Below are 21,288 nucleotides of genomic sequence, written 5' to 3'. Positions count from 1 at the left end.
CCATGACCTCGCCCATCGACACCCTTGAGCAACTCCTGCTCGCTGCCCTCGACCCTGCCCCACAGGAAACCCGCCGCCTGTTTCACGGTCGCGGCCGCTGCTGGCCGGGCCTGGAGCAGGTCACCGTCGACTGGCTGCAGGGCGTGCTGTCGGTCGCCTTGTTCCGTGAGCCGGCCGAAGGCCAGCTCGCCGAACTGGAAGCCATGCTGCGCAGCTTGGCCGAGCGCCCGCAGTGGACGGGTCAGGCAGTCATCATCCAGCACCGCTACCTGCCCGACAGCCCGGGCCAGTGGCTGCTGGGCGAGCCGTGCCAGCAACGCGAAGTGATCGAGGACGGCCTGACCTACCTGCTGGATTTGGGCGTGCGGCAAAACAATGGCCTGTTCCTCGACATGCGCTATGGCCGCCGCTGGGTGCGCGAGCAGGCGGCGGGCAAGCGCGTGCTGAACCTGTTCGCCTATACCTGCGGCTTTTCCGTGGCAGCGATTGCCGGTGGCGCTGAGCAGGTGGTGAACCTGGACATGGCCAAGTCGGCCCTGTCGCGGGGCCGGGACAACCATCGCCTCAATGGCCACGATGCATCACGGGTGGCGTACCTGGGGCATGAACTGTTCAAGTCGTGGGGCAAGGTGCGCAAGTACGGGCCTTATGACCTGATCATCATCGACCCGCCTACCTTCCAGCGTGGCAGCTTTGTGCTGACCCAGGATTACGCAAAGATCCTGCGGCGTTTGCCTGAGTTGTTGAGCGAAGGCGGGACGGTGCTGGCGTGTGTCAACGACCCGGGGATCGGGCCTGAGTTTCTGATCGAAGGCATGGCAGCGCAGGCGCCTTCGCTGGCTTATGTCGAGCGTCTGGAAAACCCGCCGGAGTTTCCGGACGTTGACCCGGCGGGGGGGCTGAAGGCCTTGGTGTTCCGCCGGGTTTGATGTTGCTTGTGCGTTACTGACCGGTATAGATCTGGTCAAACACCCCACCATCATTGAAGTGGGTCTTCTGCACGGTACGCCAGTCACCGAAGGTTTTCTCCACCGACAGGAAGTCCACTTTCGGGAAGCGGTCGGTGTACTTGGCCAGTACCGTTGCATCACGCGGGCGCAGGTAGTTGTTGGCGGCGATCTCCTGGGCTGCTGGTGACCACAGGTACTTCAGGTATTCCTCGGCCACGGCCTGGGTCCCCTTCCTGGCCACCACCTTGTCGACCACCGTCACCGGAGGCTCGGCTTCGGCCGATACGCTTGGGTAGACCACTTCGAACTGGTCGCGGCCAAACTCGCGGGCGATCATCTCGGCTTCGTTCTCGAAGGTGACCAGTACGTCACCGATCTGGTTGGTCATGAACGTGGTGGTGGCGGCACGGCCACCGGTGTCCAGCACGGGTGCCTGCTTGAACAGCTTGCCGACGAAGTCGCGGGCTTTGCTTTCATCGCCGCCTTGCTTGAGTACGTAGCCCCAGGCCGACAGGTAGGTATAGCGGCCATTACCCGAGGTTTTCGGGTTGGGTACGATCACCTGCACACCGTCCTTGAGCAGGTCGGGCCAGTCTTTCAGGGCTTTCGGGTTGCCCTTGCGCACGATGAACACCGTGGCCGAGGTGAATGGCGCGCTGTTGTTCGGCAGGCGGGTTACCCAGTTGTCGGGCACCAGCTTGCCCTTGTCTGCCAGGGCGTTGATGTCGGTGGCCATGTTCATGGTGATGACATCGGCCGGCAGACCATCGATCACCGCACGCGCCTGCTTGCTCGAGCCGCCGAAGGACATCTGCACGTTGACCTTCTCGTTGTGTTCGGCTTCCCAGTGCTTCTGGAAGGCCGGGTTGTAGTCCTTGTAGAAGTCGCGCATCACGTCGTAGGAAACGTTGAGCAGGGTGGGGGCGGCCTGGGCGAGGTTACCCAAGGCCAGGCCTGCGGCGAGCAGCGAGGCGGTGAAGAGCTTTTTCACGATGCTTCCTTGTTCTTGAAGGGGGTTGGGGCAGATTGCCAGCGACTATAGCGGGTGGCTTTATACGGGTTAAAGAACAAAAAATGCTTTGGTTATGCTTCTGCCCGTACCGGCCTCTTCGCGGGCATGCCCGCTCCCACAGGTTCGGTGTAATGCTCGGGCCTGTGGTAATCCTGTGGGAGCGGGCGCGCCCGCGAAAGGGCCTGTACAGGCACCGTCATTGCTTGGGAAACAACCCATTCCCACAGCGACAACAGAACGCCGCCCCATGCTCGTGGGTCTTCTTGTGGCAGGTCGGGCAATCATGCTGCAACTGCTCCCCGCGCATGGCATTGGCCAGCTCGGCGGTAAAGATACCGGTCGGCACGGCAATGATCGAATAACCGGTGATCATCACCAGCGACGACAGCACCTGCCCCAGCGGAGTCTTCGGCACGATGTCGCCAAAGCCCACGGTGGTCAGGGTAACGATGGCCCAGTAGATGCCTTTGGGGATGCTGGTAAAACCATTCTCAGGCCCTTCGATCACGTACATCAGTGTGCCGAACACGGTCACCAGCGTCGATACCGTCACCAGGAACACGATGATCTTCTGTTTGCTGCCGTGCAGCGCCTCCATCAGGTAATGAGCCTGCTTGAGGTACGGGCTGAGCTTGAGTACACGGAAGATCCGCAGCATCCGTATCACACGAATGATCAACAGGTACTGGGCGTCGCTGTAGTACAGCGCGAGGATCCCCGGCACGACCGCCAGTAAATCGACCAGGCCATAGAAACTGAAGGCATAGCGCAACGGCTTCGGCGAGCAGTACAGGCGGGTGATGTATTCGGCCAGGAATATTGCGGTAAAGCCCCACTCGATGCCGGCCAGCAGGCCGGCGTAGCCTTGGTGTATTTCGTCGATGCTGTCGAGGATCACCGTGACCAGGCTGGCCAGGATGATCAGTAGCAGGATCTTGTCGAAGCGGCGACCGGCTACGGTGTCGGTCTGGAAGACGATGACGAAGAGCCGCTCGCGCAGACTCGCTGGGTTGTTCATTGGCTCGTTCCACAAAAGCGATGGGCTGAGCCTAGGGGTTGCGTTTCAGCTGTGCAAGCGGCTGGCGTTGCGCTGCCTGGGTTGTGCCAGGTAGCTGCCCAAGTGCATCAGCCAACAGGCGGCAACGAAGGGGGCGGTCAGGGCAGGCAGCGGCAACAGCTTGAACAGCGGTTGCAGCAGCAGGGCCAGGGCTACTGCCAGCAACGTCACCCATGGCTTTTCGCCCTGGCGGCTAAACGCCAAGGCTGCCAGCGCGGCGTTGAAGCCGCAAAGGCCTAACCATGCGGCCTGTGCCTGATCCGCGAGCAGGGCCACGCCGCCACCAATGGCCGAACCGATCACCGCCCACAACGCCGCATAGGGGTTGGCGATGAACATGCCGACGATGATCAGCAACCCGGCCAAGGGCTGGTCGAGCAGGAAGATCTGGCCCACGCCGCGGGCCAACGCATACAGCGGGTCGGCTTCGACGAAGCCGCTGGGCGAGGGGCTGGCGACCAGCAATGTGGCCCAGCCCAGCAATACGAAAGGGGAGGTGTAGGCAATCAGCAACTTGCCGCCGCGCTTGCGCCACTGGTGGGTGATGATGCTGGACAGGCCGCCGGCGGCGATGATCAGTGGCGGCAGGATCGCCGACCAAGGCAGCACCGCGCTGATCAGGATGCCGATCAGCACGCCGTTGTAGCAGTACAGCCCCGCTTGGCGGTCGGCACGGTCATAGCCGCGTGCCTGGGCGGTGAGCAGGCCGGCCAGGGCGCCAAGCAGTGCGCCGCCGACCAGGTTGGGCGCCGTCAGCAGGATGGCCAGCAGGCAGCAAAGGCCGCACAGGGGGTTGCGCAGCAGCAGCACCTGGCTGAAGCCGTTGAGTAGCGCCGTGGCCCAGTCGGGGCACGGGTTGACGAAATTTTTGGTGTACATGGGGCAGTCAGTGAGGTTGATGGGGGAGCGGTGGGCCTCTTTGGGCCTCGATTTTCCGCGGTCGGGTAGAGCGGTATTCGGAGAGCGCTTTGCCCTCCAATCGCGATACAAGGCCGCTTCCACAGGGATCGCATTCCCTTGTGCCAGCGCCGCCCTGTGGAAACGGCCTTGTGTCGCGAAAGGGGCGCAACGCGCCCCCGGCAATCTCAGATCAAAGTCTCGATCCGCAGTGTGTTGGTCGTACCCGGCTTGCCGAAAGGCACACCAGCGGTGATCAGCAACGTGTCGCCACGGCTGGCCATGCCTTGCGCCTGGGCAATCTCCAGGGCGGTGGAAACCACCTCGTCGACTTGACGCAGGCGGTCGTTGACCACCGAATGCACGCCCCAGGCCACGCTGAGGCGGCGCGCGGTGTTCAGGTTCGGCGTCAGGTTGAGGATCGGTGCCCGTGGCCGCTCACGTGCCGCGCGCAGGGTCGATGCACCCGACTCGCTGTAGTTGACCAGCACTGCCACCGGCAGGATGCCGCTGATACGGCGGATGGCGCAGCTGATGGCATCCGACACGGTCGCTTCGGCCTTTGGCCGGCCGACGTCGAGCTGGGCCTGGTAGTCCGGGCCGTTCTCAACCTGGCGGATGATCTTGCTCATCATCTGCACGGCTTCGAGCGGGTAGTCACCCGAGGCGGTTTCGGCCGACAGCATTACTGCATCGGCACCTTCGGCCACAGCGTTTGCCACGTCGGTGACTTCGGCACGGGTTGGCGCTGGCGAGAAACGCATCGACTCGAGCATCTGCGTGGCCACCACAACCGGCTTGCCCAGCTGGCGGCAGGTGCCGATGATGCGCTTCTGGATCTGCGGCACGCTTTCGGCCGGCACTTCCACGCCCAGGTCACCACGGGCCACCATGATCGCGTCTGCCAGTTCGGCGATGGCTTGCAGCTGTTCGACTGCCGATGGCTTCTCGATCTTGGCCATCAGGTAGGCGCGGTCGCCAATTAGCTGGCGCGCTTCAACGATGTCTTCAGGGCGCTGGACGAACGACAGGGCTACCCAGTCCACACCCAGCTCCAGGCCAAAGGCCAGGTCGCGGCGGTCTTTTTCGGTGAGCGGGGAGAGGTCGAGCACCGCTTGCGGTACGTTGACGCCCTTGCGGTCGGAAAGCTCGCCACCGTTCAGCACCTCGGTGTCGATGGCGTCGCTGTGCTTGGCGGTAACGCGCAGGCGCAGCTTGCCGTCGTCCAGCAGCAGGTCCATGCCGGGCTCAAGGGCGGCGATGATTTCGGGGTGCGGCAGGTTGACCCGGCGGCTGTCGCCCGGGGTCTTGTCCAGGTCCAGGCGCAGGGCCTGGCCGCGTTGCAGCTGCACTTTGCCTTCGGCAAAGCGGCCAACGCGCAGCTTCGGCCCTTGCAGGTCCATGAGGATACCCAGCGGGTAGTTCAGTTGCTGCTCGACTTCGCGGATCCACTGGTAGCGCAGGGCGTGGTCGGCATGCTCGCCATGGCTGAAGTTGAGGCGGAAGATGTTCACCCCGGCTTCGACCAGCTGGCGGATATCGTCGATGCCGTTGATCGCAGGGCCAAGGGTGGCGAGGATCTTTACTTTTTTATCTGGCGTCATGATTGGGCAGTCTCGAGGATCAGGATGGCGCGGAAGTCGTTGACGTTGGTGCGAGTCGGTTCGGTGACGATCAGCGCATCCAGCGCGGCGAAGTAGCCGTAGCCGTTGTTGTTGTCCAATTCGTCGCTGGCCGACAGGCCCAACGCTTCGGCGCGGTCGTAGCTGGCAGGGGTCATGAAGGCACCGGCGTTATCTTCCGAGCCATCGATGCCGTCGGTGTCACCGGCCAAGGCGTATACGCCCGGCAGGCCTTTCAGGCTTTCGGTGAGGCTGAGCAGGAACTCGGCGTTGCGCCCGCCACGGCCATTGCCGCGTACGGTCACGGTGGTTTCGCCACCCGACAGGATCACGCAGGGCGCCTTGAGCGGCTGGCCGTGCTGAACGATTTGTCGGGCGATACCGGCATGCACCTTGGCCACTTCGCGCGATTCGCCTTCGAGGTCGCCGAGGATCAGCGGGCTGAAACCGGCCTGACGGGCTTTGACGGCGGCGGCTTCGAGCGACTGCTGGGGTTTGGCGATCAACTGGAAGTGGCTGCGGGCCAAGGCCGGGTCGTCGGCCTTGACGGTTTCCGAGGCCGGGTTGTTCAGCCAGTCGATGACCGCTTTGGGCGCTTCGATGTTGTAGCGTTTGAGGATGGCCAGGGCGTCGGCCGAGGTGCTCGGGTCGGCCACTGTGGGGCCGGAGGCGATTACCGTAGCGAGGTCGCCCGGTACATCGGAAATGGCATAGGTGTAGACCGTGGCCGGCCAGCAGGCCTTGGCCAGGCGCCCGCCCTTGATCGCCGAGAGGTGCTTGCGCACGCAATTCATCTCGCCGATGGTGGCACCGGATTTCAGCAGCGCCTTGTTGATCTGCTGCTTGTCGGCCAAGGTCAGGCCTTCGGCAGGCAGGGCCAGCAGCGCCGAGCCACCGCCAGACAGCAGGAAGATGACGCGGTCGTCTTCGTTGAGGTTGCTGACCAGTTCCAGCACGCGCTTGGCCACAGCCAGGCCGGCAGCATCCGGGACCGGGTGGGCAGCTTCGACCACCTCGATCTTCTGGCAGTTGGCGCCGTGGCCGTAACGGGTCACGACCAGGCCGGAGACTTCGCCCTGCCAGCTTTTCTCGACCACTTCGGCCATGGCGGCTGCGGCCTTGCCGGCGCCGATGACGATAACCCGACCGCTGCGATCGGCGGGCAGGTAGGGTTCGAGGACTTGACGGGGGTGGGCGGCGGCGATGGCTGTGTCGAACAGCTCGCGGAGAAGTTTTTGCGGATCGACCGACATGGCAGGCTCCCAATTATTGTTGTTCTACAGAATCAAAAACGCCCCTGGAACTGCCTCCGTGCAGGCCGAACCAGGGGCGGGTGTTGCTCGGTATCGCTGGCTGATCTGTGGTCGCAGGTCAGGCGGCGTTTGCTTTATCGCGAGCTACGTTCGTTCCTACGGGCTTTGCGCTGATCCAGTAGGAGCGAGCGTAGCTCGGGATGAGGCTGGTAAGGCTTACACGTTATTTATCGCCGCGGATCGAGAAGTTGGCCATGTGCTCCAGGCCTTTGATCAGCGCCGAGTGGTCCCAGTTGCCGCCGCCCAGGGCCTGGCAGGTGTTGAACACTTGCTGGGCATTGGAGGTATTGGGCAGGTTGATGCCCAGTTCCTTGGCGCCTTGCAGGGCCAGGTTCAGGTCCTTCTGGTGCAGGTTGATGCGGAAGCCTGGGTCGAAGGTGCCCTTGATCATGCGCTCGGCGTGCACTTCGAGGATTTTCGACGAGGCGAAGCCGCCCATCAGTGCTTCACGCACCTTGGCCGGGTCTGCACCGTTCTTGGCGGCGAACAGCAATGCTTCGCTGACGGCCTGGATGTTCAGGGCGACAATGATCTGGTTGGCGACCTTGGCGGTCTGGCCGTCACCGTTGCCACCGACGCGGGTGATGTTCTTGCCCATGGCTTCGAACAGCGGCAGGGTGCGCTCGAAGGCGTTCGGGCAGCCACCGACCATGATGCTCAGGGTCGCAGCCTTGGCACCGACTTCACCACCGGATACAGGAGCGTCCAGGTACGCAGCGCCGGTTGCCTTGATTTTCTCGGCGAACACTTTGGTAGCGGTTGGCGAGATCGAACTCATATCGATCACGACCTTGTTCGGGCCGACGCCTTCGGCCACGCCGTTTTCACCGAACAGTACGCTTTCGACCTGCGGGGTGTCGGGGACCATGACGATGATGAATTCGGCTTCCTGGGCAACCTCTTTCGGGTTGGCCAGGGCCACTGCACCGGCAGCGATCAGGTCGGCTGGCGCGGCATCGTGGTGGGTGGAAATGAACAGGCTGTGACCTGCCTTCTGCAGGTTCTGGGCCATGGGCTTGCCCATGATGCCGGTGCCGATGAAACCGATTTTAGCCATGAGAAATTACCTCTTTGTAATTGTGATATCTCAAGCAAGCTCTGGCCCCCTGTGGGAGCGGGCTCGCCCGCGAAGCAGACAACTCGGTGGATGGCACCGGCTTTGCCGGTGTTCGCGGGCAAGCCCGCTCCCACAGGGTCCCGAGTTGTTCCTCAGATTGCGTTATGGGTTTTCAGCCAGCCCAGGCCCGCTTCGGTAGTGGTCTTGGGCTTGTACTCCGCGCCCACCCAGCCCTGGTAGCCAATGCGGTCCAGGTGTTCGAACAGGAAGCGGTAGTTGATCTCGCCGGTACCTGGTTCGTTGCGGCCTGGGTTGTCCGCCAGCTGGATGTGGTTGATCACTTTCAGGTTGGCTTCCATGGTGCGAGCCAGGTCACCTTCCATGATCTGCATGTGGTAGATGTCGTACTGCAGGAACAGGTTGTCGCTGCCCACCTCGGCCTGGATTTCCAGCGCCTGTTGGGTGGTGTTCAGGTAGAAACCGGGGATATCGCGGGTGTTGATCATTTCCATGACCAGGCGAATGCCGGCGGCCTTGAGTTTGTCAGCGGCGTAGCGCAGGTTCTCGACAAAGGTCTTGCGCACGGTGGCGCAGTCCGGGCCTTGTGGGCGAATACCGGCCAGGGCGTTGACCTGGGTGTTGCCCAGGACCTTGGCGTATTCGATGGCTTTGTCGACACCGGCGCGGAATTCTTCGATGCGGTCGGGGTGGCAGGTGATGCCGCGCTCACCTTTGGCCCAGTCGCCGGCCGGCAGGTTGAACAGCACCTGGGTCAGGCCGTTGGCCTCCAGCTGCTGCTTGATTTCAGCCGCGCTGAAGTCATAGGGGAAGAGGTATTCGACGCCGCTGAAACCAGCGTCGGCGGCAGCCTTGAAGCGGGCCAGGAAGTCCTGTTCGGTGAACAGCATGGACAGGTTGGCAGCGAAGCGAGGCATGAGTTGTCTCCTTGCGATGAAGGCCCCCAAGGCGTGCCTGGGGGCGTCAGGCGATCAGTCCAGCAGCGAGATGGCGGTTGGCGCGTCGTTGCCGACCAGGGCCAGGTCTTCGAACTCGTTGACCGCGTTGATCTCGGTGCCCATGGAAATGTTGGTCACACGCTCGAGAATCACTTCAACCACCACCGGCACGCGGAACTCTTCGGCCATCTTCTGTGCCTTGATCAGGGCAGGGGCGATTTCTGCTGGCTCGAACACACGGATGGCCTTGCAACCCAGGCCTTCGACCACAGCGACGTGATCGACACCGTAGGTGGCAGCGTCGGTCGAGTTGATGTTCTCGAACGCCAGTTGTACACAGTAATCCATGTCGAAGCCACGCTGCGCCTGGCGGATCAGGCCCAGGTAGGCGTTGTTCACCAGTACGTGGACGTACGGCAGGTTGAACTGCGCACCTACCGCCAGTTCTTCGATCATGAACTGGAAGTCGTAGTCACCCGACAGCGCGACAACCTTGCGCTTGGGATCGGCTTTGACCACGCCCAGCGCGGCAGGGATGGTCCAGCCCAGCGGGCCGGCCTGGCCGCAGTTGATCCAGTGGCGAGGCTTGTACACATGCAGGAACTGAGCGCCGGCAATCTGCGACAGACCGATGGTGCTGACGTAGCAGGTGTCCTTGCCGAATACCTGGTTCATTTCTTCGTAGACGCGCTGCGGCTTGACCGGCACGTTGTCGAAGTGGGTCTTGCGCTGCAGGCTCGACTTGCGCTCCTGGCACTCTTCCAGCCAGGCCTTGCGGCACTTGAGCTTACCGGCGGCTTTCCACTCGCGGGCCACTTCCAGGAACACGTCCAGTGCCTTGCCAGCATCGGAAACAATGCCCAGGTCCGGGGTGAACACGCGGCCGATCTGGGTCGGTTCGATGTCGACGTGTACGAACTTGCGGCCTTCGGTGTAGACATCGACGGAACCGGTGTGGCGGTTGGCCCAGCGGTTACCGATACCGAATACCAGGTCGGACTTCAGCAGGGTTGCGTTGCCATAGCGGTGCGAGGTCTGCAGGCCGACCATACCAACCATCTGTGCGTGGTCGTCCGGGATGGTGCCCCAGCCCATCAGGGTCGGGATTACCGGTACGCCGGTCAGTTCGGCGAATTCGACCAGCTTGTCGCTGGCGTCGGCGTTTATGATGCCGCCACCGGCTACCAGCAGTGGGCGCTCGGCGTCATTGAGCAGGGCCAGGGCTTTTTCGGCCTGTACGCGAGTGGCGGACGGCTTGTGCACGGGCAGCGGTTCGTAGGCGTCGATGTCGAATTCGATTTCGGCCATCTGCACGTCGAACGGCAGGTCGATCAGCACCGGGCCTGGGCGGCCGGTACGCATTTCGTAGAAGGCCTTCTGGAAGGCGTAAGGCACCTGGCCTGGCTCCAGAACGGTGGTCGCCCACTTGGTCACCGGCTTGACGATGTTGGTGATGTCGACAGCCTGGAAGTCTTCCTTGTGCAGGCGGGCACGTGGCGCCTGGCCAGTGATGCACAGAATCGGGATGGAGTCGGCCGAGGCACTGTACAGGCCGGTGACCATGTCGGTGCCGGCAGGGCCGGACGTGCCGATGCACACACCGATGTTGCCCGGGTTGGCGCGGGTGTAGCCCTCGGCCATGTGCGAGGCACCTTCGACGTGACGAGCGAGGACGTGATCGATGCCACCGACTTTCTTCAGGGCCGAATACAACGGGTTGATGGCAGCCCCCGGGATGCCGAACGCGGTATCTACACCTTCACGGCGCATGACCAGAACGGCTGCATCGATTGCTCTCATTTTGCTCATGGTTTGTGCCTCATCGATTTTGTAATTGTATACAACTTGCTTTGCGACAGAGTGTATTCACGCCTGGCGGCTCAGGTCAATGGGTTTTCATCGACTAAGCTGGCTTTCGTCAGAGCGCCCGCGAAAACGAGGGTTTGCGCCATCGCATACGATCGTTTCAAAATATTGTATACAAAAATATCTCTCGTTGTGTTCTATTTGTTCGATCGGTTTTCAACTGCCCTCAGGGCTTCTCACAACAAGAAGAGGACCTTTCCATGAACGTTCTGAACCTGAAAGTCGCTGTCAGCCTGGTGAATGCCGCGCTGGTGGCGGGCCGCAAGATCAATGCCGCGCCACTGACCGTGGCGGTGCTGGATGCCGGCGGGCACCTGCTGGCGCTGCAGCGTGAGGATGGCGCCAGCCTGATTCGTCCTGAGGTGGCCACTGGCAAAGCCTGGGGCGCGATTGCCCTGGGCAAGGGGTCGCGCTTGCTGGCGCTGGATGCGCAGCAGCGGCCGGCTTTTTTTGCCGCGCTGAACGGCATGGGTGAGCGGCCGGTGGTGCCGGCGCCAGGTGGGGTGCTGATTCGTGATCAGGACGGCAAGGTGCTGGGTGCCGTGGGGATCAGCGGCGATACCTCGGATATCGACGAGCAGTGTGCGATCAGTGCGATCGAGGAGGTGGGGTTGCGGGCAGATGCCGGGGTAGCGGCCTAAATCTCTATTGCCTGTTCTGGCCCATTCGCGGACGAGCCCGCTCCCACAGTGACCCCACTACCTTCAGGCATGTGGTGATCCTGTGGGAGCGGGCTTGCCCGCGAATGGCCCTTCGGGATGGTTCAGGCTGCCTCAGGCTCACAACCTTTCAAGACCATACGAATGATGGTTTCGGCTGCCGCGTCATAATCACTGTCGGCCAGCTTGGCCTTGCCGGTCACCGCAGAAATCTGCCAGTCGAAGTCCGCATAGGTCTGGGTCGCCGCCCAGATGCTGAACATCAGGTGGTGCGCGTCCACATGGGCGATCTGCCCGCGGTCGATCCAGCGCTGGATGCACTCGATGTTGTGTCGGGCCTGCTCGTTCAACTGCTCTACCTGGTTCGCTGAAAGGTGCGGCGCGCCATGCATGATCTCGCTGGCGAACACCTTGGACGCATGGGGCAGGTCACGCGAAATGCGAATCTTCGAACGAATGTACGAACTCAGCACTTCCTTCGGGTCGCCGTCTGCATTGAACGGCGTGGATGCCTGCATGATCGGCGCGATGATGCTTTCCAGGACCTCGCGGTAAAGGTTGTCCTTGGACTTGAAGTAGTAATACACGTTCGGCTTGGGCAGGCCGGCCTTGGCCGCGATATCGCTGGTCTTGGTGGCGGCGAAGCCCTTGTCGGCGAATTCCTCGCTGGCCGCGCGCAGGATCAATTCCTTGTTGCGCTCGCGAATGGTGCTCATGGTCAGGGATCTTCCTCGTGTCTGGCCACCTCTAAGGGGATCGGGCATGGTAGCACCGGGTCCGACGGGCGCTCAAGGCAGCGACTTTCGGCTAGACTCCGGCACATTCATTTCACTGGAAACAGGCAAACATGGCAGGAAGCAGTCTACTGGTACTGATCGACGACATCGCCACGCTGCTGGATGACGTCTCGCTAATGACCAAAGTCGCGGCGAAAAAAACTGCGGGTGTGCTGGGTGACGACCTGGCACTGAATGCTCAGCAGGTCACCGGCGTGCGCGCCGATCGCGAGTTGCCGGTGGTGTGGGCGGTGGCCAAAGGCTCGCTGCTGAACAAGGCCATTCTGGTGCCGGCGGCCCTGCTGATCAGCGCCTTCATCCCGTGGGCAGTAACGCCACTGCTGATGCTGGGCGGTGCGTACCTGTGCTTCGAGGGTTTCGAGAAGCTGGCGCACAAGTTCTTGCACAGCAAGGAAGAGGATGAGGCACAGCACGCGGCGCGCAAGGAGGCCGTTGCCGATGCCAACGTTGATCTGGTGGCTTTTGAAAAAGCCAAGATCAAGGGGGCGGTGCGTACCGACTTCATTCTGTCGGCGGAGATCATCGCCATTACCTTGGGGATCGTGGCTGACTCGCCGCTGACCCAGCAGATCATCGTGCTGTCGGGCATTGCGGTGGTGATGACCATTGGTGTGTATGGGTTGGTAGGCGGGATCGTCAAGCTTGACGACCTTGGGCTGTGGATGGCCCGCAAAACCTCCAGGCTGACTCAGGCAGTGGGTAACGGCATCCTGCGGGCGGCGCCGTACATGATGAAAAGCCTGTCGGTGATTGGTACTGCGGCGATGTTCCTGGTAGGCGGTGGGATCCTGGTGCATGGCATCGAGCCGCTGCATCATGCCATCGAGGCGTTCAGCGAAGGGCGTGGCGGGGCGCTTACCGGGGCGTTGCTCAACGCTGGGGTCGGGGTTGTGGCCGGTGCCATGGTGCTGGCGGTGGTCAGTGCTGCGGGGAAGTTGTGGCGGGCGCTCAGACCTGCCAATTGAGGCGCCTGGCCGGGGCTTTGCCCCGGTTCGCGGGTGAACCCGCTCCGACCAGATACCGCGTTTGCCTTGAACACGGCGCGCCCTCTGTAGGAGCGGGTTTACCCGCGAATGGGCCGCAGCGCGGCCCCGAGCGATCAGTTCAGAAGTGAACCTTGACCAGGAAGCTCATGGTGTTCTGGTCGGTAGTGAAAGCATCGCTGTCCTTGATGCCGTACTTGTTCTTCCAGTAGTCGTACTCCACACCCACATACAGCTGCTTTTCGCCCAGGTGCAGCGCCTTGCCCAGGTCGTACTTGATCTGCGGGTTGAAGTGCAGGTTGGCCTGGTAGGTGCCGCGGCGGTTCTCGTCGTTGTCCACCACCCAGTCCATGAAGCCGTCGATCAGCACGTCGGAATCACCGACCGGAATGGTGTAGGACCACACCGGGGTGATCTGCCACACGTTGTCGCCAGCGCGGCTGCCGTCGGTGGTGCGGTTGTAGAAGTTCAGCTGGAAGTAGTCGAAGCCCGGAATGGCCAGGTCGAAGCCCGGGCCGATCAGGTAAGACTCGGTGTCACCCTCGCCAAACTCGTAGGTCATCGCCAGCAGCACGTCCTTGACCGGGCCGAATTCCAGTTTCTGATCGAAGATCTTGCCGAACGACAGGCGTGGGCTGAACTCGCCATAGTAGGTGTTGGGGCCGTTGCTGGCGTCCTTCTTGCCTTGGTAGAAGATCTTGTCGACGAAGAAGAAGTTATCGCCGTACTTCCACGCGTCGGCGTGCTCGAAGGTGAATGTTTGCTGGGTCTCGGGGTTGACCTTGAAGTTCTTGCCCCACAGGTAGGTCAGGCTGTTGTTCTGCCATTGCAGCAGGTCGCCGCCGAAGGTGGTGCCGCAGGCCAGCAGGCCGCCGGCGAGGATCAGGCTCTTGATAGTACGCATTGCGAGTGTCGCTCCCTTGATTGATCTGTTGTCAGCGCTCGGTGTCGGCGCTTTTTTTTGTCTTTTGAGTCAGCTTTTTTCGATAGGCCACAGCTGTTTGGCAAGGGTTGGGCCAACTTTTCCGGGTTGGCAAAACCTTCCTGCTCGACTTCGTTCTGAACGGATGAAAAGGGTCTTTCAGGCTGGCAACACGTTGGCCAACCGCCCGAATTCATTGACTGAGCGGTCAGTAAACGCAGGCAGAATCCGTTCTGCCCTGATCGAGGGGGCGCGCAGATTACTGGCTTGCGCGCCGCGCCTCAAGTGCTCCGTCCTGGAGCGGGGTGGATCAAACCTGTGCGTTTGGTCAGCTTATCAGAAGTGGACCTTGACCAGCGCGCTGGCGACGCTCTGGTTACTGTCCAGGTTGCCGCGGCTGTCAATGCCGTACTTGTCTTTCCAGTAGCTGTATTCAAAGCCGACGTAGAGCTGCTTGGCGCCCAGGTTCAGCGCCTTGCCCAGGTCGTATTTGACCTGCGGGTTGAAGTGCAGGTTGGCGTGATAGGTGCCACGGCGGGTCTGGTCGTTGTCGGTAACCCAGTCCATGTAACCGTCGATCAGAATGTCTGACCGCCCCACGGGGATGGTGTACGACCAGCCGGGGGTAATCTGCCAGACGTTGTCACCGGGGCGGCTGCCTTCGGTGTTACGCACGTAGAAATTGAGGGTGAAATAGTTGAAGCCGGGGATGTTCAAGTCGAAGCCGGGGCCGATCAGGTAGGCCTCGTTGTCGCCTTCACCGCGCTCGTAGGTCATGGCCAGCAGCACGTCCTTGATCGGGCCGAAGGCAAGCTTGCGGTCGAAGATCTTGCCCAATGACAGGCGTGGGCTGAACTCGCCGTAGTAGGTGGTCACACCTTTGCCGGGGTCGGCCTTGCCGTTGTAGAAGATCTTGTCGACGAACATGAAGGTGTCGCCGTACTTCCATTTGTTGGCGTGCTCGAAGGTGATGGTCTGCTGGATATCAGGGTTGACCTTGAAGTCCTTGCCGTACAGGTAGGTCAGGCTTTCGCCGTGCCATTGCAGCCATTCGCCTGCGTGCGAGGGTAGGGTGGCCAGCAGGCTGCTGCCCAACAACAGGGACGTGGTGATGCGCTTCATGTTGTGATTCCCGGACTTATTGTTTTTGTTGGCGGTTTTTTTTGGCGCGCAGGCGCCCCGGGCGACCCATTCCGGCGGGTCGACGGCGTAGCGGTTACTGCAGAGGTGAATGAGGGGCGGCAATGCACCGCCCCCCTTGGCTCAATGCTGGTGACAGACGTCGTTGTGCATTGCGCGGTCGGCACCGCCAAGGATGTTGAACAGTACGTTCAACACCAGGGCACTGACCGTGGCCATGGCGATACCGCTGTGGGTGATGGGTTCCATCCACTGTGGCATCTGGGCAAAGAACTCCGGACGCACCACGGGGATCAACCCGAAGCCGACGCTCACGGCAACCAGCAGCTGGTTGCGGCGGTCGCCGATGTCCGCCTCCTGAAGAATCTTGATCCCGGTGGCAGTGACCATGCCGAACATGGCGATGGACGCGCCGCCCAGTACCGCAGGCGGGATCGAGGCAATCAGGAAGGCCGCTTTGGGCAGCAGGCTGAGCAGGATCAGCAGTGCACCGGCCACGATGGTGACATAGCGGCAGCGCACCCCGGTCATTTGCACCAGGCCGATGTTCTGGGCGAACGAGGAGTGGGTGAAGGTGTTGAAGAAGCCTGCAATGAACGACGCACCGGCATCGCACAGCAGGCCGCGACGCAGCATGCCAGGGGTTACTTCACGATCAGTCACCTTGCCCAAGGCCAGGAACATGCCGGTGGACTCGACGAAGATGATCACCACTACCAGGCACATGGACAGGATCGGCGCCAGGCTGAAGGTCGGCATGCCGAAGTGCAGCGGGGTGACCACCTGCAACCACGGTGCTTCATTCAGGCCCGACAGGTCGACCATGCCGATGGAGCCGGCCAGGATGTAGCCAAGGCCCATGCCCACCAGTACCGACACATTGACCCAGAAACCGCGCATGAAGCGGTTGATCAGCAGGATCACGGCCAGTACCAGGCCGGCCACTAGCAGGTAGATCGGAGAGCCGAACGTTTGAGCGTCCTGGCCGCCACCGGCCCAGTTGACTGCCACCGGGAACAGCGACAGGCCAATCGAGGTGATCACCGTACCAGTGACCAACGGTGGGAAGAAGCGGACAACCTTGGACATGAACGGCGCGATCAGCATGCCGAAGAACCCGGCAGCGATGGTCGCACCGAAGATCCCCTGTAGGCCCACGCCGGGCATGCCGGCCATGGCCACCATGCTGCCGACGGCGGCGAAACTGGCACCCATCATCACCGGCATGCGGATGCCCACCGGGCCGATACCGAACGACTGGATGATGGTAGCGACGCCAGCGACAAGCAGGTCGGCGTTGATCAGGAAAGCGACTTCTTCACGGGACAACCCGGCGGCCTGGCCGATGATCAACGGCACGGCGATCGCGCCACCGTACATCAGCAGAACGTGTTGCAGGCCAACCAGGAACAGTTGGAACAGGGGCAAGGGTTCTCGCGGCGGCGCAATGGGGATATACGCCTTGCGTGACTCGGACATGCAGCACCTCGAGTTTTGTTTTTATTCTCGGATCCAAGCGGCAGGCCTCATGCCTGCGCGCTCGATGCTTGCTTGTTGCGTTACACATGAAGCCTGAGGCCGGGGCTACCGGCCTCTTCGCGGGCAAGCCCGCTCCTACAGGGAATGGTGATTCCCTGAGGGCGGGTTGCCTGGCGAGGTGCTGTCAGTTGACCTGGGCGCCTTTGGCGATCCAGTCGCCGACGAGCTTGCGCTCTTCGGTGGTCATCTGGGTGATGTTGCCCAGCGGCATGATCTGGCTGGCAACCGCTTGCGCCTGAATGCGCGCGGCCTGGGCCTGGATCTGCTGCGGGGTGTCGAACATCACGCCAGCAGGTGCGGCGCTGAACAGTGGGCTGGTCGGTTTGGACGAGTGGCACACGGTGCAGCGTTCCTGGATGACATTGTGGATCTTGTCGAAGTCGCCACCGGCCTGGGCAGCGGCCTGGGCGGGAGCTTGTGCTGGTGCGGCGGGTGCTTCGGCAGCCTTTGCAGCGTCCTCGGCGCGCTGCTCGGCAGCGGTCTTGCCGCCTACGGCAGTTGCCGGCAGCGGTTGGTACTCGATCTTCGCTGCTGCTTGCTCAGGGCTTACGGCCATCGGTTTCGGGCCGGTAACGTAAGCCAGGCAGATCATCGCCAGAGCGCCGACGGGCAGGGTCCAGGCGTACTTGTTGCTGTCGTGGCGGGTGTTGAAGTAGTGGCGGATCAGAACCGCGGCTACTGCGATACCGGCCAGGATCAGCCAGTTGTACTGGCTACCGTAGGTGCTCGGGAAATGGTTGCTGATCATGATGAACAGCACCGGCAGGGTGAAGTAGTTGTTGTGACGCGAGCGCAGCAGGCCCTTGGCCGGCAGTACCGGGTCGGGCGTCTGGTTGTTCTCGATCGCCGCCACCAGCTGGCGTTGGGCCGGCATGATGATGCGGAACACGTTACCGACCATGATGGTGCCGATGATCGCGCCGGTGTGCAGGTATGCACCACGGCCGCTGAACACCAGGCTGAAGCCCCAGCAGGCCGCGATGATCAGCACGAACAGCACACCACCGAGCAGCGCTGGCTTCTTGCCCAGGGGCGAGTCGCACAGGAAGTCGTAGATGAACCAGCCAGCGATCAGCGAACCGATACCGATGGCCACGCCTTCGGCACCGCTCAGGGTGCTGCCAGGCGCCAGCAGGTACAGGGCCGGGTTCCAGTAGAACACCACGCACAGCAGGGCGATACCGGACATCCAGGTGAAGTAGGCTTCCCATTTGAACCAATGCAGGTTCTCGGGCATTTTCGGTGGGGCGAGCTTGTATTTCTCCAGGTGGTAGATACCACCGCCGTGAATCGCCCAGAGATCACCCGACAACCCATCGCGCGGGTTGCTTCGGTTCAGGTGGTTCTCCAGCCAGACGAAGTAGAACGATGCACCGATCCAGGCGACGCCGGTGATCATGTGAACCCAGCGAATGCTCAGGTTCAGCCATTCGTGAAGGTGTGCTTCCACAGTATGTACCTCTGCCAGTCACCGAGAAGATGACTGACCTTTTCTTATTGGTGGGGATTGAGGATCAGCATCTGTTCCTCGGTGAAGTAATGCTCATCGCAGTTGTTGCCAGAACCACTGCGATCAACCACCAGGAAATCATCCCGCTTTTCGATCGTCAGCACCGGGTGGTGCCAGACGCCGCGATGGTAATTAACGCCCTGCCTGCCATTACTGCGGAAGGCTCGGACCAAGCCTGATACAGGTGCATCGCCAACGGGCGCGACCACGATCAGAAAGGGGTTGCCGAGCAGCGGGATGAAAGCCTGGCTGCCCAGCGGATGGCGTTCCAGCATGCGCACGGTCAGCGGCATGTCCTGCGCGTCGGCGCGGAAGATGCTGATGATCGCCTTGTCTTCAGGCTCGGCGGTTTCGACCGTGGCGAGCTTGTGAAAGCGCATGGTCGAGCCGTTGTTGATCATGAAGTGGTCGCTGCCGTCGGTTTCGATCACGTCTCCGAACTGGGCGAAGGCTTCTTTGGTCAAGGGCTCGATCATCAGGGTGCGCATGCGGTTATCTCTTCTATTGTTCGTTTTCTGAATAAGGTTCGGCTGTTGCTTACAGCTGCAGCAGGCGGAACAGCGCGATCTGGTTGATCTGCGTCAGGGCTTCCTTGAATTCGGCATCGGCATCGTTGTGGATGCGCTTTTCAAAGGCGGCGAGAATCTGGTGCCGGTTGCTGCCTTTCACCGCCATGATGAACGGGAACTGGAACTTGGCTTTGTAGGCATCGTTCAGCTCGGTGAAGCGGGCGAACTCCTCGGCGGTGCACTGGTGAATGCCGGCGCCGGCCTGTTCGTTGGTGCTCGATTCTGTCAGCTCGCCCTGGATGGCTGCCTTGCCGGCCAGGTCCGGGTGAGCGTTGATCAGCGCCAGCTGGTCGGCGTGGTTGGCGCTGAGCAGGATGTCGCTCATGCGCTGGTGCAGTGCCTCGATCTCGTCCAGCTCGCCCAGTTGGCCCAGGTCATAGGCTTTTTCGGCAACCCACGGCGAGTGCTCGTAGATATCGGCGAAGGCCTTGACGAAGGCGTCACGGTCCAGGGCGGATGGTTTGAGGGTATTGAAGGCGGTCATCAGGCGTTCTCTTTCTTGTACGGGTGGGTGGTGTGCCAGTGGCGGGCGATATCCACGCGACGGGCGAACCAGACCTGGTCATGACTTTTTGCGTAATCGACGAAGCGCTTGAGTGCTGCCAGGCGTGCCGGGCGGCCGACCAGGCGGCAGTGCAGGCCGATGGAAAGCATTTTCGGTGCTTCGGCGCCTTCGGCGTACAGCACATCAAAGGCGTCTTTCAGGTACTGGAAGAACTGCTCGCCGCAGTTGAAGCCCTGTACCTGGGTGAAGCGCATGTCGTTGGTGTCCAGGGTGTAGGGGATCACCAGGTGCGGCTTGCCAGTGGGGTTGTTTGGCTCCCAGTAGGGCAGGTCGTCGTCGTAGGTGTCGCTGTCATAGAGGAAGCCACCTTCCTCCATCACCAGGCGGCGGGTGTTCGGGCCGGTACGGCCGGTGTACCAGCCCAGCGGGCGCTCGCCAGTGAGTTCGGTGAGGATACGGATGGCTTCGAGCATGTGCTCGCGCTCCTGGGCCTCGTCCATGTTCTGGTAGTCGATCCAGCGGTAGCCGTGGCTGCAGATCTCGTGGCCGGCTTCGACCATGGCGCGGATCACGTCGGGGTGGCGCTGGGCGGCCATGGCCACGGCGAAGATGGTGAGTGGTACGCCGCTGTCCTTGAACAGCTTCAGCAGGCGCCACACACCGGCACGGCTGCCGTATTCATACAGCGACTCCATGCTCATGTTGCGCTGGCCCTGCAGTGGCTGGGCAGCGACCATCTCGGACAGGAAGGCTTCGGATTCCTTGTCACCGTGCAGGATGTTGCGCTCGCCGCCTTCTTCGTAATTGAGGACGAAAGACAGCGCAATGCGGGCGTTACCCGGCCATTGCGGGTGAGGAGGGTTGTTGCCGTAACCGATCAGGTCGCGAGGGTAATCAGCGCTCACTGCAGTCTTCCTTCTTGTGCGTTAGTGCGGGGGGTGGGCGGGCCGCGTCGGTATGTCGCACCACCGGATGGGCTGATTGTATACAACTTCTGAAATCTTTTGTAAGCCTGTTTTTCCGCATTTCTTCCCTTTTGTCGCCTGACAGCGACCTGGAAATACAGTGCAAGAAACCTGCCTGTTTGGTCAGCTAATGAAGTTGGCGTCTTTACGGTGCGTGTATTTGCGACCGATGGGTCGTTTATGGGCAGCAAATGGAGGCTGTGACGGAGGGGGATAAAAAATTGTGTACAATCTTGAGGTGTAATGTCTTAATAACGTCATTCCCGCCTGCCGCAGGCGCTATGCTGGTGCGATGGCTGAGTATTTTTTGCCCACAGATTGAACAAGAGGCGACACGCAATGGGACGTTTGACCACACACGTACTGGATGCCGCGCATGGCTGCCCGGGTAGCTCGATCAAGGTCGAGCTGTATCGCGTCGAAGGCCAGCAGCTGGAGCTGGTGAACACCGCCCTGACCAACAGCGATGGCCGCGTCGACGCGCCGCTGTTGCAGGGGGAAGATTACCGTACGGGTGTTTACCAGCTGCAGTTCAGCGCTGGTGATTACTACCGCGCCCGTGGCGTGCAACTGCCGGCCCAGGCGTTTCTGGATGTTGTTGTGTTGCGTTTTGGCATCGACGAGTCGCAGGAGCACTACCATGTGCCGCTGCTGATTTCGCCGTACAGCTATTCGACCTATCGTGGAAGCTAGTTGGTCGCTAGAAGAATCTTCGTAGGTCCTTTGGCCCGCTCTCACACTGGCGGGCTTTTTTTCGTCTGCAGGAAAGTGGTGTGTGATGTGGCGGCGCTCGATCTCCCAGGCGACGTACCTCTACCGCCATACCTTCAAGGCCACACCGCCCGGCATGACGTTGCGTAATGGCCGGGTGTGTTTGCCGTGGGTTTTAGGGGGTGGCAGAAATCGAGCGCCGCCCGCGCGGCGCATCGCGAGCTTTGCTCGCTCCTACGTTTGTTTCTGGCCAGTAAC

20 protein-coding genes are annotated in these 21,288 nt (G+C 61.6%); 4 read left to right on the top strand and 16 right to left on the bottom strand.

Features of this window, described 5'->3' with window-relative positions:
- Window positions 1–2 precede the first annotated feature (2 nt).
- Complete coding sequence (locus ACF8EA_RS20810; protein ID WP_392523107.1) at window positions 3–929, top strand: class I SAM-dependent methyltransferase; 927 nt, start codon at window positions 3–5, stop codon at window positions 927–929.
- A 13-nt stretch (window positions 930–942) separates the two neighbouring features.
- On the opposite strand, the gene ACF8EA_RS20805 is transcribed toward ACF8EA_RS20810, so the two are convergent.
- The 8 genes from ACF8EA_RS20805 to gcl form a co-directional block, all read right to left on the bottom strand.
- A complete protein-coding gene (locus tag ACF8EA_RS20805) occupies window positions 943–1,941 on the bottom strand; it encodes a sulfate ABC transporter substrate-binding protein (RefSeq protein ID WP_103444723.1) in 999 nt (332 codons plus the stop codon).
- Window positions 1,942–2,158: 217 nt separating this feature from the next.
- Window positions 2,159–2,980 (bottom strand): ion transporter, encoded by an 822-nt coding sequence (locus tag ACF8EA_RS20800; protein WP_392504096.1) that lies wholly within the window; start codon window positions 2,978–2,980, stop codon window positions 2,159–2,161.
- Window positions 2,981–3,025: 45 nt separating this feature from the next.
- Window positions 3,026–3,898: an urea transporter gene (locus tag ACF8EA_RS20795; RefSeq protein ID WP_021783002.1), complete on the bottom strand. Its 873-nt coding sequence runs from the start codon at window positions 3,896–3,898 to the stop codon at window positions 3,026–3,028.
- 206 nt (window positions 3,899–4,104) lie between these two features.
- On the bottom strand, window positions 4,105–5,520 hold the full coding sequence (gene pyk, locus ACF8EA_RS20790) for a pyruvate kinase (RefSeq protein WP_003254349.1): 1,416 nt from the start codon (window positions 5,518–5,520) through the stop codon (window positions 4,105–4,107).
- The gene (locus ACF8EA_RS20785) at window positions 5,517–6,791 is read right to left on the bottom strand and encodes a glycerate kinase (RefSeq protein ID WP_021783004.1); all 1,275 of its coding nucleotides are present in this window, start codon (window positions 6,789–6,791) and stop codon (window positions 5,517–5,519) included. Before ACF8EA_RS20785 ends, pyk begins: the two co-directional genes overlap by 4 nt.
- Window positions 6,792–7,014: 223 nt before the next feature.
- Window positions 7,015–7,908, bottom strand: a complete 894-nt coding sequence (locus ACF8EA_RS20780; RefSeq protein WP_103462236.1) for a 2-hydroxy-3-oxopropionate reductase — start codon at window positions 7,906–7,908, stop codon at window positions 7,015–7,017.
- A 152-nt stretch (window positions 7,909–8,060) separates the two neighbouring features.
- Entirely contained in the window at window positions 8,061–8,843 is a 783-nt protein-coding gene (gene hyi, locus ACF8EA_RS20775) for a hydroxypyruvate isomerase (RefSeq protein WP_021783006.1), read from the bottom strand.
- A gap of 54 nt (window positions 8,844–8,897) precedes the next feature.
- Window positions 8,898–10,673, bottom strand: coding sequence for a glyoxylate carboligase (gene gcl / locus ACF8EA_RS20770; protein WP_010955038.1), 1,776 nt, complete (start codon window positions 10,671–10,673; stop codon window positions 8,898–8,900).
- 257 nt (window positions 10,674–10,930) lie between these two features.
- Between gcl and ACF8EA_RS20765 the strand changes: the two genes are divergently transcribed.
- Complete coding sequence (locus ACF8EA_RS20765) at window positions 10,931–11,371, top strand: heme-binding protein (RefSeq protein WP_010955037.1); 441 nt, start codon at window positions 10,931–10,933, stop codon at window positions 11,369–11,371.
- 122 nt (window positions 11,372–11,493) lie between these two features.
- Here ACF8EA_RS20765 and ACF8EA_RS20760 read toward each other — a convergent pair whose 3' ends face one another.
- Window positions 11,494–12,105, bottom strand: coding sequence for a TetR/AcrR family transcriptional regulator (locus ACF8EA_RS20760; RefSeq protein ID WP_021783008.1), 612 nt, complete (start codon window positions 12,103–12,105; stop codon window positions 11,494–11,496).
- A 131-nt stretch (window positions 12,106–12,236) separates the two neighbouring features.
- Here ACF8EA_RS20760 and ACF8EA_RS20755 point away from each other — a divergent pair, with 131 nt between their 5' ends.
- Window positions 12,237–13,151 (top strand): DUF808 domain-containing protein, encoded by a 915-nt coding sequence (locus ACF8EA_RS20755; protein ID WP_392523106.1) that lies wholly within the window; start codon window positions 12,237–12,239, stop codon window positions 13,149–13,151.
- A gap of 139 nt (window positions 13,152–13,290) precedes the next feature.
- Here the strand turns inward: ACF8EA_RS20755 and ACF8EA_RS20750 are convergent, their stop codons facing one another.
- The 7 genes from ACF8EA_RS20750 to puuE form a co-directional block, all read right to left on the bottom strand.
- Window positions 13,291–14,073 carry an outer membrane protein OmpK gene (locus tag ACF8EA_RS20750; protein ID WP_021783010.1) on the bottom strand — a complete coding sequence of 261 codons (783 nt, stop codon included), beginning with the start codon at window positions 14,071–14,073 and terminating at the stop codon, window positions 13,291–13,293.
- A 354-nt stretch (window positions 14,074–14,427) separates the two neighbouring features.
- Complete coding sequence (locus ACF8EA_RS20745) at window positions 14,428–15,213, bottom strand: outer membrane protein OmpK (protein WP_274119372.1); 786 nt, start codon at window positions 15,211–15,213, stop codon at window positions 14,428–14,430.
- A 141-nt stretch (window positions 15,214–15,354) separates the two neighbouring features.
- A complete protein-coding gene (locus ACF8EA_RS20740; RefSeq protein WP_021783012.1) occupies window positions 15,355–16,710 on the bottom strand; it encodes a nucleobase:cation symporter-2 family protein in 1,356 nt (451 codons plus the stop codon).
- A 184-nt stretch (window positions 16,711–16,894) separates the two neighbouring features.
- Window positions 16,895–18,220 (bottom strand): urate hydroxylase PuuD, encoded by a 1,326-nt coding sequence (locus ACF8EA_RS20735; RefSeq protein WP_021783013.1) that lies wholly within the window; start codon window positions 18,218–18,220, stop codon window positions 16,895–16,897.
- 44 nt (window positions 18,221–18,264) lie between these two features.
- A complete protein-coding gene (locus ACF8EA_RS20730) occupies window positions 18,265–18,768 on the bottom strand; it encodes an ureidoglycolate lyase (RefSeq protein WP_003254333.1) in 504 nt (167 codons plus the stop codon).
- A 49-nt stretch (window positions 18,769–18,817) separates the two neighbouring features.
- Complete coding sequence (gene uraD / locus ACF8EA_RS20725; RefSeq protein WP_021783014.1) at window positions 18,818–19,333, bottom strand: 2-oxo-4-hydroxy-4-carboxy-5-ureidoimidazoline decarboxylase; 516 nt, start codon at window positions 19,331–19,333, stop codon at window positions 18,818–18,820.
- Window positions 19,333–20,259 carry an allantoinase PuuE gene (gene puuE, locus ACF8EA_RS20720; protein ID WP_021783015.1) on the bottom strand — a complete coding sequence of 309 codons (927 nt, stop codon included), beginning with the start codon at window positions 20,257–20,259 and terminating at the stop codon, window positions 19,333–19,335. The genes uraD and puuE overlap by 1 nt, the downstream gene beginning before the upstream one ends.
- Before the next feature lie 399 nt (window positions 20,260–20,658).
- On the opposite strand from puuE, the gene uraH reads away from it, so the two are divergent.
- A complete protein-coding gene (gene uraH, locus ACF8EA_RS20715; RefSeq protein ID WP_021783016.1) occupies window positions 20,659–21,012 on the top strand; it encodes a hydroxyisourate hydrolase in 354 nt (117 codons plus the stop codon).
- The last annotated feature ends 276 nt before the right edge of the window (window positions 21,013–21,288 follow it).

It is taken from the genome of Pseudomonas sp. YQ_5, from assembly GCF_043103305.1.
In the GTDB taxonomy this organism is placed as follows: Bacteria; Pseudomonadota; Gammaproteobacteria; order Pseudomonadales; family Pseudomonadaceae; genus Aquipseudomonas; species Aquipseudomonas putida_Y.
This window is presented reverse-complemented; position numbering and strand designations above follow the sequence as displayed.

What these genes read in the sequence shown, in the direction of transcription:
- ACF8EA_RS20810 (WP_392523107.1), top strand. Translation starts at nt 3, where the DNA reads ATGACCTCGCCCATCGACACCCTTGAGCAACTCCTGCTCGCTGCCCTC.
- ACF8EA_RS20800 (WP_392504096.1), bottom strand. Translation starts at nt 2,980, where the DNA reads ATGAACAACCCAGCGAGTCTGCGCGAGCGGCTCTTCGTCATCGTCTTC.
- ACF8EA_RS20795 (WP_021783002.1), bottom strand. Translation starts at nt 3,898, where the DNA reads ATGTACACCAAAAATTTCGTCAACCCGTGCCCCGACTGGGCCACGGCG.
- pyk (WP_003254349.1), bottom strand. Translation starts at nt 5,520, where the DNA reads ATGACGCCAGATAAAAAAGTAAAGATCCTCGCCACCCTTGGCCCTGCG.
- ACF8EA_RS20785 (WP_021783004.1), bottom strand. Translation starts at nt 6,791, where the DNA reads ATGTCGGTCGATCCGCAAAAACTTCTCCGCGAGCTGTTCGACACAGCC.
- ACF8EA_RS20780 (WP_103462236.1), bottom strand. Translation starts at nt 7,908, where the DNA reads ATGGCTAAAATCGGTTTCATCGGCACCGGCATCATGGGCAAGCCCATG.
- hyi (WP_021783006.1), bottom strand. Translation starts at nt 8,843, where the DNA reads ATGCCTCGCTTCGCTGCCAACCTGTCCATGCTGTTCACCGAACAGGAC.
- gcl (WP_010955038.1), bottom strand. Translation starts at nt 10,673, where the DNA reads ATGAGCAAAATGAGAGCAATCGATGCAGCCGTTCTGGTCATGCGCCGT.
- ACF8EA_RS20765 (WP_010955037.1), top strand. Translation starts at nt 10,931, where the DNA reads ATGAACGTTCTGAACCTGAAAGTCGCTGTCAGCCTGGTGAATGCCGCG.
- ACF8EA_RS20760 (WP_021783008.1), bottom strand. Translation starts at nt 12,105, where the DNA reads ATGAGCACCATTCGCGAGCGCAACAAGGAATTGATCCTGCGCGCGGCC.
- ACF8EA_RS20755 (WP_392523106.1), top strand. Translation starts at nt 12,237, where the DNA reads ATGGCAGGAAGCAGTCTACTGGTACTGATCGACGACATCGCCACGCTG.
- ACF8EA_RS20750 (WP_021783010.1), bottom strand. Translation starts at nt 14,073, where the DNA reads ATGCGTACTATCAAGAGCCTGATCCTCGCCGGCGGCCTGCTGGCCTGC.
- ACF8EA_RS20745 (WP_274119372.1), bottom strand. Translation starts at nt 15,213, where the DNA reads ATGAAGCGCATCACCACGTCCCTGTTGTTGGGCAGCAGCCTGCTGGCC.
- ACF8EA_RS20740 (WP_021783012.1), bottom strand. Translation starts at nt 16,710, where the DNA reads ATGTCCGAGTCACGCAAGGCGTATATCCCCATTGCGCCGCCGCGAGAA.
- ACF8EA_RS20730 (WP_003254333.1), bottom strand. Translation starts at nt 18,768, where the DNA reads ATGCGCACCCTGATGATCGAGCCCTTGACCAAAGAAGCCTTCGCCCAG.
- uraD (WP_021783014.1), bottom strand. Translation starts at nt 19,333, where the DNA reads ATGACCGCCTTCAATACCCTCAAACCATCCGCCCTGGACCGTGACGCC.
- uraH (WP_021783016.1), top strand. Translation starts at nt 20,659, where the DNA reads ATGGGACGTTTGACCACACACGTACTGGATGCCGCGCATGGCTGCCCG.